This is a genomic window from Microcoleus sp. OTE_8_concoct_300, from assembly GCF_031383065.1.
Classification (GTDB): Bacteria; Cyanobacteriota; Cyanobacteriia; order Cyanobacteriales; family Microcoleaceae; genus Microcoleus.
The window spans coordinates 1-12,125 of the sequence record NZ_JANMZH010000317.1 but is presented as its reverse complement, the minus strand read 5'-3'; the positions used below and the strand labels follow the sequence as shown (position 1 = coordinate 12,125).

General features: G+C 47.2%; 11 protein-coding genes. 4 read left to right on the top strand and 7 right to left on the bottom strand.

Features of this window, described 5'->3' with window-relative positions:
* Positions 1-146: 146 nt before the first annotated feature.
* Positions 147-548, bottom strand: coding sequence for a DUF7682 family zinc-binding protein (locus tag ACUVJL_RS14285; protein WP_332957473.1), 402 nt, complete (start codon positions 546-548; stop codon positions 147-149).
* A 191-nt stretch (positions 549-739) separates the two neighbouring features.
* Between ACUVJL_RS14285 and ACUVJL_RS14280 the strand changes: the two genes are divergently transcribed.
* Complete coding sequence (locus tag ACUVJL_RS14280) at positions 740-2,404, top strand: DUF655 domain-containing protein (RefSeq protein WP_445246449.1); 1,665 nt, start codon at positions 740-742, stop codon at positions 2,402-2,404.
* 200 nt (positions 2,405-2,604) lie between these two features.
* Positions 2,605-3,255, top strand: a complete 651-nt coding sequence (locus ACUVJL_RS14275; RefSeq protein WP_445246448.1) for a hypothetical protein — start codon at positions 2,605-2,607, stop codon at positions 3,253-3,255.
* Between the two features lie 133 nt (positions 3,256-3,388).
* Here the strand turns inward: ACUVJL_RS14275 and cax are convergent, their stop codons facing one another.
* Positions 3,389-4,489, bottom strand: a complete 1,101-nt coding sequence (cax, locus tag ACUVJL_RS14270) for a calcium/proton exchanger (RefSeq protein WP_445246451.1) — start codon at positions 4,487-4,489, stop codon at positions 3,389-3,391.
* Between the two features lie 311 nt (positions 4,490-4,800).
* Here cax and ACUVJL_RS14265 point away from each other — a divergent pair, with 311 nt between their 5' ends.
* Positions 4,801-6,042, top strand: coding sequence for an RNA-guided endonuclease InsQ/TnpB family protein (locus ACUVJL_RS14265; RefSeq protein WP_445246450.1), 1,242 nt, complete (start codon positions 4,801-4,803; stop codon positions 6,040-6,042).
* Here the strand turns inward: ACUVJL_RS14265 and ACUVJL_RS14260 are convergent.
* From ACUVJL_RS14260 to ACUVJL_RS14240, 5 genes are all read right to left on the bottom strand, one after another.
* Complete coding sequence (locus ACUVJL_RS14260) at positions 6,005-6,502, bottom strand: hypothetical protein (RefSeq protein WP_445246447.1); 498 nt, start codon at positions 6,500-6,502, stop codon at positions 6,005-6,007. The two genes, ACUVJL_RS14265 and ACUVJL_RS14260, sit on opposite strands and share 38 nt — an antisense overlap.
* Before the next feature lie 145 nt (positions 6,503-6,647).
* Positions 6,648-7,268, bottom strand: a complete 621-nt coding sequence (locus ACUVJL_RS14255) for a DUF6391 domain-containing protein (RefSeq protein WP_445246446.1) — start codon at positions 7,266-7,268, stop codon at positions 6,648-6,650.
* Between the two features lie 168 nt (positions 7,269-7,436).
* Entirely contained in the window at positions 7,437-8,150 is a 714-nt protein-coding gene (locus ACUVJL_RS14250; RefSeq protein WP_445246445.1) for an MORN repeat-containing protein, read from the bottom strand.
* A 102-nt stretch (positions 8,151-8,252) separates the two neighbouring features.
* Positions 8,253-8,990 carry an MORN repeat-containing protein gene (locus ACUVJL_RS14245; RefSeq protein WP_445246444.1) on the bottom strand — a complete coding sequence of 246 codons (738 nt, stop codon included), beginning with the start codon at positions 8,988-8,990 and terminating at the stop codon, positions 8,253-8,255.
* A 183-nt stretch (positions 8,991-9,173) separates the two neighbouring features.
* Entirely contained in the window at positions 9,174-10,538 is a 1,365-nt protein-coding gene (locus ACUVJL_RS14240) for a hypothetical protein (protein ID WP_445246443.1), read from the bottom strand.
* Positions 10,539-10,738: 200 nt separating this feature from the next.
* Here ACUVJL_RS14240 and ACUVJL_RS14235 point away from each other — a divergent pair, with 200 nt between their 5' ends.
* Positions 10,739-11,464 (top strand): retropepsin-like aspartic protease family protein, encoded by a 726-nt coding sequence (locus tag ACUVJL_RS14235; protein WP_445246442.1) that lies wholly within the window; start codon positions 10,739-10,741, stop codon positions 11,462-11,464.
* Positions 11,465-12,125 lie beyond the last annotated feature (661 nt).

The following is a 12,125-nucleotide window of genomic DNA, read 5'->3' as shown; positions in this document are numbered from 1 at the left end:
CCAATTTTATATGAGGCTGCATAGAATCTGATCCCCCCTAACCCCCCGCGGGAGGGGGGGACAAGAGCTTGGTCAAAGTCCCCCTTATTAAGGGGGATTTAGGGGGATCGAAATATATGCAACTTCACATTAAATTGGTATGACGGCTAACTTCCTGGTTTGCAGACGTTGTAGTCTTCGTGCGACAAAACTTTTTGGGGAATTAAGAAAGTGCCGCAATCTTCACAAAGCATTCTGTAATTGCGCGTTACAGGAATACTGACGATCAAACGGTTGTGACGCAAGCGTTTGCCACCAAAATCTCTGTAATTCTTATTTTCTCCCAAAGCTGCTATAATGGCGCGAGCTTTAGTGACTACGTGGTCGGGTAGACCTCTGAGATCGATGATATCTCTAGCAAATGACGCTTCCCTCCGTTGTTTTTTGGTTTGTTTTTCTGCCAGGGCTTCAACGTAATGCTGCTGCGCTACCAACTCTTGCGTGCAGCGATGGCACGCTTTACCATATCCTTTGTGACCGCACGGAAAAATTCTTTTTCTTTTAGCCATAAAGCAGGGGTATCGGGTTTGACCCACGCCCCTGAATGCTGCTACCCTACCAGTGATGCTTCCGGCATCGAGGCAGTTCTACAAGACGCAAAATCTCTTCCCTTGCATAAATTTTATAAGTTGTAACTTTACTTGCTCCTATAGCTTTGAACTCTGGGAACGCTAATAACCTCTATATTTATTAAAATTTTGTGGCTGTATTTTATTATCATTTACTCGGTTTGTGTTGTGCTGGGCTGCTGGCGCTCAATCTCGTGGCCTGCGGACAAATTAAGCAAGACGTGCAGAATTTACCTCCCACTCTGGCTCCGCTGCCTCAAGACCCCTTGTTGCAAGTATACTTCAATCAGTCGATCGCTTCGAGTTATACAGAGCCTTACCGCCAGCAAACTAGATTTGGAGATGATTTGGAAAAGTTGGTCGCTGTTGCGATCGCTAGTGCTGGATCGACGGTTGATGTAGCGGTTCAGGAGTTTCGCTTGCCCGGTATTGCCAGGGTTTTGGCCGATCGACAGCGATCGGGAATTAAAGTGAGATTAATTGTCGAACATATGTATAGTCGCCCTTGGAGCAATTTTACAGCTCAGGAGTTGGCGAAATTACCGGAAAGAGAGCGCGATCGTTATAGGGAATTTGTGCAACTTGCCGATACCAATAAAGACGGTAAATTGACTGCCGATGAAATCAAGCACAACGATGCTTTGGTAATTGTCAAAGATGCGGGAATTCCTGTAATTGACGATACTGCTGACGGCAGTAAAGGCAGCGGTTTGATGCACCACAAATTTGTGGTAATTGACGGCAAAACCCTAATCGTCACTTCTGCTAATTTTACCACAAGCGATATACACGGCGATTTCAAGACAGCAGCAAGTCGCGGCAATGCGAACAATTTGCTGAAAATTGAAAATGCTCAATTAGCGCAACTATTTACTCAAGAATTTAACATGATGTGGGGCGACGGGCCCGGAGGCAAACCGGACAGCAAATTCGGCATAAAAAAGCCGTTTCGTCAAGTGCAAAAAGTGAGATTAGGGAATGCGACTGTTGCGGTGCAATTTTCGCCGACAACTGCGACTTTGCCTTGGGAAAAAAGCGTCAATGGTTTGATAAATCGAACTTTGGGTAGTGCGAAAAAGTCTGTTGATTTGGCACTGTTTGTATTTTCGGCTCAGCGGTTGTCAAATACTCTGGAAATTGAAGCTAGGCGAGGAGTTGCGGTGCGAGCTTTAATTGACTCTAATTTTATTTATCGCTCTTACAGTGAAGGTTTGGATATGATGGGTGCGACTTTCATCCAAGACTGCAAGTTAGAAGCTGACAATCGCCCTTGGAGAAAGCCGCTGACTACGGTGGGAGTGCCGTTGTTACCAATGGGCGATCGCCTGCACCACAAATTCGGCGTTGTGGACGGCACAACCGTGCTTACAGGTTCTCACAACTGGAGTGAGGCGGCAAATCACGGGAATGACGAGACGCTGCTGGCGATCGAGAGTCCCACAGTTGGGGCCCATTTTGAGCGGGAGTTCGATCGGCTTTACAATGGTGCAATCTTGGGAATTCCCGCCCGAATCAAACAGAGAATTGACGCTAAGAAAAAAGAGTGCGATTCACTACACGCAGCATCCCAATCTGCGAGTGCTAAACCTCAAATTGCTGCGGGTAAAAAGTTAGTTAATTTGAATGCAGCGAGTCAGGAAGAATTAGAAACTTTGCCTGGGGTTGGCCCCAAGTTAGCCGAGAGAATTATTGCAGCGCGGCAACAGCAACCTTTTACCTCTTTGGAGGATGTGGCACGGGTACAGGGAGTCGGGGACAAGATTTTAGAGAGATGGCGCGATCGAGTAACTTGGTAATTAGGTTCGCAGCATCGGACTTCAGTCCTTCCTCCCCCTGGTTCGCAGCATCGGACTTCAGTCCTTTCTTTATAAACTAAGCAGGAAGGACTAAAGTCCGAAGGATCAAACCTATTTTATCGCTCTTGACAACAGATATGCTCTCTAGTTAAAATCACGATTAAAAAAATGCTATTTCTTCAGATGGAAGGTATAAAGAGATGAAACGCGCCAGATATTTTACGGGGCAGCAACCAATCAAATTCCTAGCTCTTTTGGTGGGAGCAATTTTTGTGACGCTAGCAGCTTTCACAGTCAGCGCCCAACAGACTAACGAAGCACAATTTCGGGTAAAAAACGAAAACAGTTTTAATATTAACTTGATTCAATTTAAGCGTGCTGAATATGTAGGTCAGTGTCCCGGAAGTGGCATCTCCCCTGATTCGCAAAGCGCTCGATTTGTTTCCAGCAAGACTCCCCCCGCCCCTAACAGAAGAGTGCTGATTAAAAATGTGACCGATGGCATGGAAACTAACCCCTATCCTTACACGGATAGAAGTTATGACAAAGGTGAGTTTTCCGAGAGTTTTGGATTTAAGTTAGCAAACAGTCACAAAACAAGAACTTTTTCGGTTTTAGAGGGCGAAAATAAATTTGGTTATGAAATCAAAGAAAATAACCAAGTTATAGAACAGGGTGCGCTTACCGCTCAAGTTTCTGTACAAAATTTAGGTACTTTTCCGCGTCAGCAAATTTGTGAGAACAAAGTCACCTCACAATGTCAGGATGATGCTGATTGTCGCGATAGGAGACGTAGAGGAAAAAGTTGCAAAATAGAGTGTGTTACTGTTCAAGAGTGTCGATGTCCGTAACTATTTCCTGCCCTAAAATTACTTTCTTTAATTAGTCGCAGAAGACACAGCAGAAGAAAAAACAAGAGAAAAGATAGGTTATTTTCTTGGAAGGACAACCACGGCAGATTGCCCCTCCAAGAAAATTGTTGGTTCAAGTAATGGGGTGAAAGTAGAATGCCGATCCTAACACGATGTATGTTGCTAAAAGGAGCACTCCTTCGAGCCAATTAGAGCGCCCGTCGAGACTAATTAGATTGGCAATTGTCACTGCAATGGCAACTGCAACTACTTCAAACGGATTGAAGTTTAAATCCATCGGCTGATGAATCACTAATCCGATAATCACCAACATCGGCGCTACCAGCAAAGCAACTAGCAAACTCGAACCCATCGCGACAGAAACTGACAAATCCATATTGTTTTTCATCGCCACTCCCACCGCAGTTACATATTCGGCGGCGCCGCCAACAATCGGCAACAGAATTACCCCTGTAAACAGCGGCGTCAATCCCAATCCTTTGGTAGTTTCTTCGACAACACCCACGAAAATTTCTGATTCAAAAGCAACGGCAACAGTTGAGGCAACTAGCACCCCTATCCACAGCCACAAATTCGGTTTGTGCGTAGTAGATTCCTCTTTGGTATTTTGAGCATTTTCTGACTCTAGTTCTAGTAAGCTGACTTCGTAAAGATAGCTGTGAGTTTTTAATGAAAATAGCAGAGTTAAAGCGTAAACTGCAATTAGGACGATCGCAGTTATTAATGAAAGATTCTGAATGGCTGCGGGTTCGACTCCATTAGAGGTGTAAATTACCATTGTCGGCAGCAGAATTGCAATCACTGCTAGAGTCATTGTGGAACCGTTCACCCGCGCGATAATTGGCTTAAATTCTTGTTCTTTGTAGCGTAGACCTCCTAGCAGCATGGAAAATCCCATGACTAAGAGTAAGTTACTGATAATTGTGCCGGTTATGCTGGCTTTTACAATGTCAATTAAGCCGGCTTTCAGGGCAACTATGGCAATAATTAATTCCGTAGCATTGCCGAAGACTGCATTTAATAAGCCGCCTATGGAGGGGCCTGTAACGATCGCCACTTCTTCTGTTGCTGTGCTCAACCAAATAGCCAGAGGTATAATGCCTAAAGCGGATGTGATGAAAACTGGGAGGGAGCCCCAGTGCAAATACTCAGCGGCGATGGAAATGGGGATGAAAATTAACAGCGCTATGGAAAGAATTTTTTTGATTGACATAGGAACTCGGATGGTGTATGCAAGGGTAAGGTCGAGTTGTCGGGGCGATCGCCTAGTTGATTTTACATGATTCAACTCTTGCCTGACAATTGCTGGGGCAAGGGCGATTAGACGTTTTAACCGCAGATGCACACAGATTAACGCAGACAGATATTTAACTGAAACAGCAGAAGTCCCACACTCACTCGCGACGGAGTGTCGGGATGAATGCGCGTGAGTTTACGACAATCTGGTTCCTGATGTACGAAGTACGGAGGAACCAGATGTGGAGGAAATGAACAACTATTCGATAGTATTTCTGGCACTTTTTCATAAGTTGGTGTATACTAAAAAATAACACTGATTCAGACAAGGGAGGAAACAGCGTAAGAATATCTTATCAATACCGACTAAAACCAACCAAGGCTCAGTCAGCGTTCATTGACAACACCTTAGATATGTTGCGATGTCAGTACAACTATCAGCTAGGTCAAAGATTCAGATGGTACGAACAGAATAGATGTCCTATTGATAGGTGTTCACTTTATGTTTGTTATCTTCCTGAACTGAGCGAAAAACCTAATCGTTTTAGCCAACAAGCATCTTTGACTCAACTCAAGAAAGACAGACCGTGGTACAAAGAGATTCACTCTCAAGTGCTACAGGAAGTGCCAAAGCGTGTTGAAATCGCTTTTGATAAATGGTTGGCTGGTGATTCAAATGGCAAAAAATCTGGTAGACCTAGATTCAAAGCCATAGGTCAATACAAAACTTTCACTTACCCACAATTCAAGCAACATCACTTCAGTGGTAATAAAATTACGCTGTCGAAGATTGGTGAGGTGAAAGTGATTGTACACCGCCAAATACCTGAAGGCTTTGAGATTAAAACAGTCTCAATCACCAAAAAATCTAACGGTTATTATGTCACTTTAAGCCTTGATGACAAAACGGCTCCGACAATCAAACCCGACTTCAATCCTGACAATATTGTAGGGATTGATGTTGGCTTAATTGATTTCTACGTTGCATCGGATAACACCAAGATTGTTGCTCCTAAATTCTTAAGAAAGGCCGAAAGAAAACTTAAATCATTACAGCGTAAAGTCTCTCGAAAAAAGAAGGGAAGCAACAGACGCAAAAAAGATATTACCAAATTAGGCAAGCAACACAAAAAAGTAGCCGACACGCGTAAAGACTTTCACTTCAAAACAGCCAACAATTTACTCAAGACTTATGACGTTGTTGCTGTTGAGAAATTAAATATAAAAGGGATGACTAAGACTTGGTTATCAAAGAGTGTGAATGATGCTGGATGGGGTCAATTCATTACAATACTGACTAACAAAGCCGAAAACGCTGGTTTGAAAGTTATTGCTGTGAATCCAAACGGTACATCTCAAGAGTGCTCAAACTGCGGTCACAAAGTCAAAAAGCCACTTTCTCAACGGATGCATAATTGTCCCGTTTGCCGCATCTCATTGTGCCGGGACTTAAATGCATCGATAAATATAAAGAACCGTGGGGCACACGGTCTCAAAGCTCAGGAAATGTCTTCATTGAAGAGTCCCTGAGAAGCCTACACTCACTCACGACGGAGTGTAGGTATGTCACAGATCTTTTATCCAAATCTAAATCATTCGTCTCGTCTAATCTTAGTTCTACTGTTCCTTCGCCAACAGGTTTCAAACTAGGTTTCAATAATGCGCCATCTGGTCGCCTAAATACAATTGAGGCCGGTAGTATCAATGCTTGCAGCGCGACTGTTGAATTTTCCGCTAAACTGCGGCGGTTAGCCTGTCCAACTACCTGATAAAATAGTCGATCGTTGGTTTTATTGGTTAATCTAACATTGACTTTGCCATTAACGGGAACTATCTTGCCGTCAGGAGCTCTCTCTGGTTCGTTAGTTTGGGATATTTCGCCAGCAAAACTCGCCTTGTGGGTGAAAGGCAAAAAGCTGTTGCCTGCTACGGCTAAGCTGACAGCTAGTAAACTTGCCACCCTGGTTTTGTCGATCGGTAATTTGCACATTTTTTTTGTTGGATGAAGTACGCGCGAGCGAAGCTATCCCGAAGGGAATCGCCCTGACTTCAAAGCACTAATTAAACGAAGGAAGAAGCAAGAAAAAAGATTTTCCCAACTCTCCCCATCGAACCATCGGACCCTCCCGCAGCAGCTATTCAACCCAACGCACCCGAACAAAATGAGCTTCGCGTCCCCAGAAGTCGTGAGTTACAGAAATATCAACAACACCTAAATTAAACGGAATAGCAGTTGTGACGTAACGCTGAGCCAGAGCTCCCACATCAGGAGCTAACTGAGCCGCTGCCGCCGCCGCGGCTCCCAAACCTAAAAGTTGCAGAATGGGCCCCCGAGGTAGGGCTAAATTGATGCCGACAGCAAGTCCAGCAGTCAGTAGCATTCCCACCGACAAGTTCGTTCCGCAGCGGGGATGTACAGCTAAATCCCACTCTCCGCTTGCAATCCGCTTCAAAGCCTCGCGCACTGCCTGACGCAACTGTGTAATGTTAACGCGACCATAAAGATAAAATCCTTGGTCTGTGGACATCCCGCCCAATAAATCATTATCGGCTCTTGCTGTCGCCGCAGGGCCAGATTGGCTGAGTACCCAAACCGTAGCGTGTTCCAAAGCATGAACTTGGCGTAAAGTCAAGACTTCCTTCAAACCGGGCACAAAATTGAGTTGTCGCAACAAATCAGCATCTTGAGTCCGCTGCGGGGCAAAGTCGAAGGGAAACTGGCCGGTGCGCCCGGAAGCAGAAGCAGTAGTTGTCATATCAAAACGCCTCCATTAAGTGGATATTTAAGATTAGCAATTCGGTTGAGAAAAAGCAGGTCATACATTATCAATAGTTTTGACTTTAAAACCTAGCAAGGGCAGGTTTTGTGCAAAAATTATTAGCCCTCAACCTGCCCTTACTAACAGATCGCACTTATTCCCAGTTTATGGTTGGATCCGCTGGCCCTCGCGGAACACTCCCGGAAACCGCCGGCCTCTGGTATCGATAATTGTGCCTTTGCCGTGAGGCAATCCCTTGCGCAATTCTCCCTCATAGCGGATACCGTTGGAGAACGCGCAGCGTCCCCTGCCATCGAGTTGTTGACTATAGAACTGTCCCGAACACCGGCTGCCGTCAATGCGGGTGAAGGATCCTGTACCTAAAGGCTTGCCCCCTAAAAATTGACCGACAAAGCGATCGCCGTTAGCAAAAATGAATTGCCCCTGTCCACTCGGCACGCCTACTTCTCCATCGATAGAAAACGGCCCTATATAGCGATCGCCATTAGTAAAAATAGCTGTCCCGGAGCTAACTTTGCCATCTCGGAATATGCCCTCGACGCGGGCGTCGTCCTTAAATATAAATTGTCCTCGACCGTTTGGCTGCCCGAGACGGAACTGCCCCTCATAGCGATCGCCGTTGGAATATACGTATACCCCAGTGCCACTGGGCAAACCGTTAACGAACTGTCCGATGTAGCTATCACCGCCGTCATAATCGCACCTAACTCTACCTGTAGTGATAGCTGGGACGCAGCGACCGGTTCTAGCTTCTCTTCCTTGCGCGATTGAGGGCAAGGGATAAGTCGCGTAACTACCAATTCCCAACACTGATGCAACTAATAGAGGGATTCCACTGGTTTTAAAACGGGAAATCATTAACTAAGTCTCTCCTATGCGCTTCTGGATATTATTTTCCTTCGTCATTTGTCTTTTGTCCGATTTATGGTCAAAAGTTGCCTGAAAGCCTCAATTTATCCTTTACGAAACTCCGGGTTTGCCCTTGCGAAATACCCCCGGAAAGCGCCTGCCCCTAGTATCGATCATCGTTCCGACACCGTGAGGCACTCCCTCCCGCAATTCTCCTTCATAGCGCGTACCGTTGGGAAAAGTGCAGGAGACACGAGCGTCAAGTCCTTGATTAAAAAACCTGCCGGAACAGCGAGTGCCATCTACGCGCACTAATACCCCTGGGCCAAAGGGCGAACCTGCAAAGAATTGTCCTTCGTAGCGATCGCCGTTTGAGTAAAAAAATTGACCCCGCCCTGAGGGTTGGCTGCTAATAACATTAGTCTCAATGTTCCTGACGATTGCGAAGTCTCCCACGTAGCGCTCACCGTTGGGGAAAACCACCGTCCCAGATCTCATCGAGCCGTCTTGGAACACGCCTATGTAGCGGGCATCATCTTTAAAAATGAATGTCCCTCTACCATTGGGCACTCCCTTGCGAAATTGTCCTTCGTAGCGATCGCCATTAGCGTACACGTAGACTCCGCTGCCGTCGGGGAGGCCGTTAACGAAATTTCCCTCGTAGTTATCGCCTCCCTCGTAATTGCATTTCACTCTTCCCGTAGGAGGGTTGCCTTGGCAGAAGGGAGGGCGTTTTCCTTCTCCTTTTTCTTGAGCCATTGACGGCTGGGAACCCAACAGATTAGCAGCGCCACCGATAGCAGCCGCAACTAATATCGCCCTCCCTAATTTTTGCATTGAACCGAGCATGATCAATCTCCTTTGACTTCAATTACTAATAGGGATTTTCTCGCAGCTAAGAGTCGCTCAAAAGTCGTCTATTTTTTAATCCCTCTATTAATTTTACCTTCAGATTCGAGATCGGTCTTAAATGCAAAAAGGCAAAAACTCTAATTTTTGCCTTTACCATTTTTCCTGCTTTACTGTCAATTTTCAGCGTCGCGTTGACCTATTCGGATTTGGCAGACGGCTAATAACTGCATTAGCGGGTTGTTGTTCGCGACTGGGGGGTTTTTCGCCAACAGCTTTGGCAACTTCCACGCCGTTTTCCTCCAGAATCACGATCGGATCGGCTCCTTCCTTGAGATCGACCCGCTTGACCAACACTTGCCCGTTAGACAGTCGCTGCCCGATTTTGACATATCGACTTGTTGGTTCATTCGGTACTTTGACAATCACTTGCGTCTCGTTCCCGACTTTTACCACCCCGCTGACTTCAGTGCCTGTAGCGAGGTCAGTAGAAGGCGGTGGTGGCGGTGGGGCAACTCTTGGGATCTGGGGAGGAGGTGGGGGATTTGGGTCTACCCACTGGGGCGGGCGCTTGTCTACTGGCAGTTCCGGCAGATCCGGCACTCCTATGGGTCTAGCTGCAATTGGCTGGGGCGGGCGCTCTGGTGCTGGACGGCGAGTCTGCGGATTCGCCGGTGCTGGACGGCCAGTCTGCGGATTCGGCCCAGCTTGGGGTCTACCTGCTATTGGCCTAGTTCCAGGAGGAGGGGTGGCAGTACCTCTTCTTACCCTGGCATTGGGGTCTCTCCATTGGGGGGGGCGCTTGTCTACTGGCAGTTCCGGCAGATCCGGCACTCCTATGGGTAGAGCTGCTATGGGTTCGAGTCCAGGCGGGGAGGTAGGAAGACGACGTAACTGAGGAGCATTTAGCCCCGGAATTTGGGGCGGCGAGCCAAGTTGCACCCCGGTGCCTGCGGCACTGACCTGAGGAGTATTTAGCCGCGGAACTTGGCGCGACGAGCCAACTTCTGACCCGGTGCCTCCTGGAAAAAAAGTGATATCACTACCTGGAATGGGCGCTCCAATTTGGGGGGGAGCCACTTCGGGCAGTCTGGGTATGCCGGCTACTACTCGCTGTGGCAGTGTGGGGGCTCCATCTCCCGGAGGGTTTTGTAATGCGATCGGCGGCAGCGTCCCAAAGGGGTCTGGCTGAGAAGGATTGGCTGTCAAAGGGCCGATCGGCATCGGCGGAAGACTCTGCGTTGGATTCCTGTTTTTGTTGTTGCCGATGCCTGTTTGAGCCTGTCTGGCCCGTTCGTCTGGGTTGGTCGATCGAATTAACCCTGGAGGCTGGGCGGCTACTATTGGAGACTGGAAAGTCTGACCTGCTGGGGTGGGGCTGGCAGAGGCTGCCGGAGACGGAGAGGCTGCACTGGGGCTGGGGCTGGGGCTGGCTGTGTTGCTGCCCTCGCCACCGCGACAGCCTCCGATCGAGAAAGCTAGTAGTCCTATAGTTGCAAAATATAAAAGTTTGTGCATTGCCGATCGTCCCCAAATGCTTAATTTCAAGATCTCCAACAAGGCTCTGCAATTACAGCCTGTTGTCGTTTTAAGTTTATCTGTGTTCGATGTTATGCGATCGCTTGAAAATTGCCAAGTTTTCCTCATGATTGAGATCAGGCTCTTCGGGCGATCGGTTTTCGCCAGCAGGTTAGGATATCAATGGCGGTCGTGGTTCGACATATTGAATTAATCAAGGCATTTATATAATGGCAATTGTGATTCTCAAGCGGATTTGGCGAGCGGGCATTGTTTCTGTGGCCGTTTTCGCTGCTGTTGCCTCGGTGGGGGGCGGCGAGGTGCATTCTCCTTCACATCGGGCAGCATTCTCAACCATACCTCACAAACCGGGTTTGTTGACGAAAAACCTAGGTCCTCAGGTGAGCCCGCAGCCTGAAATCAAGGTGATGACATTGGTGTCCGATGGCAGTCCCCAGCAGCACGCGCGGCGGAGCTATCGCGAAGGGAATCGCACTTTAACAGCAGACTCGCCAGCAGCAACTGGCAATTTGTACTCTCAGTTTCACAGGGCCCCCTCAAATCCTGCGGCCAAACCATCGGGGAATCAAAAGGTATTTCAAGCTAAAATCAAGCGCCGCGCTGGCAGGACGCCGGTGATTGATGTGGTATTTAACGGCAACAAGACTTTTGAGATGATTGTCGATACCGGGGCGAGCGGCACTTTGATTTCTCAGCGGATGGCTACTGCACTGGGAGTCAGGCCGGTGGGTACCGTGAGAGCGGGGATCGCTAACGGTAGCGTTGTCGAGTTCCCGATCGGCGTAGTGCGATCGATTCGGGTTGGGGGTGCTGTGATGCAAAATGTCGAAGTGGCGATCGCCAAACAAATGCAAATTGGTCTGCTCGGTCACGATTTCTTTGGCAATTACGATGTCAAAATTAAAAAAGATGTTGTAGAATTTTATGTCCGCTGAAAGTGACCCGATTCGGAAACGGATTTTTGCTCAACTCGTTTAAAGTTATTTGCAGCCAAGTCAAAGCTGTTTAATTTATTTCTTGAGGCAGTAGCAAAAGTCCGCCATGTGTGGTATTGTTCTTAGTGTTTCAATCGCCACCGACCGTTGAACAATTCGTGAAAAGGCGGCAACAAAAGCACGGTCGCTGTTGGTGAGAACCGTAACAGTCTCCGACTGTGGATTCACAGTACAAGGCAAGGCAATCCATTAAACAATTCGCTCTTCAGGTCGAAATTAGATCCCAAAATGCTGTGGCTGAGGGAATTTTGGTTGGCTTTGTTCAGCCGGAGCGTAGAAAATATGTAAAATGATGAGCGGAAGATGTTCCGCAAAATCGGAAATCATGCAGATAGAGAAATTAATTATAAAAAATACCCTTTCATCCCTGGACTAAAGTCACAGGGATGAAAGGACATCGCAGGATTTATCGGGCCTATCAGATATACCAATTGCACAAATGTCTGGCAAGTGTGCTATAGTCAAAAGAGTCGAAAGTTGCGAATTTTGAGAAATCAAGTATCTAGCTTAACAGCAGTACGGATGCTCAAAATAATTAATCACAACCAATACTAAGGTTCTGAACCGATTAAATCGTCAGTAAAAGACGTTAAAACCTACC

Bases quoted from the DNA above. Each gene is read 5' to 3' on its own strand.
- ACUVJL_RS14285 (WP_332957473.1), bottom strand. From the start codon at position 548: ATGGCTAAAAGAAAAAGAATTTTTCCGTGCGGTCACAAAGGATATGGT.
- ACUVJL_RS14275 (WP_445246448.1), top strand. From the start codon at position 2,605: ATGAAACGCGCCAGATATTTTACGGGGCAGCAACCAATCAAATTCCTA.
- cax (WP_445246451.1), bottom strand. From the start codon at position 4,489: ATGTCAATCAAAAAAATTCTTTCCATAGCGCTGTTAATTTTCATCCCC.
- ACUVJL_RS14260 (WP_445246447.1), bottom strand. From the start codon at position 6,502: ATGTGCAAATTACCGATCGACAAAACCAGGGTGGCAAGTTTACTAGCT.
- ACUVJL_RS14255 (WP_445246446.1), bottom strand. From the start codon at position 7,268: ATGACAACTACTGCTTCTGCTTCCGGGCGCACCGGCCAGTTTCCCTTC.
- ACUVJL_RS14250 (WP_445246445.1), bottom strand. From the start codon at position 8,150: ATGATTTCCCGTTTTAAAACCAGTGGAATCCCTCTATTAGTTGCATCA.
- ACUVJL_RS14245 (WP_445246444.1), bottom strand. From the start codon at position 8,990: ATGCTCGGTTCAATGCAAAAATTAGGGAGGGCGATATTAGTTGCGGCT.
- ACUVJL_RS14235 (WP_445246442.1), top strand. From the start codon at position 10,739: ATGGCAATTGTGATTCTCAAGCGGATTTGGCGAGCGGGCATTGTTTCT.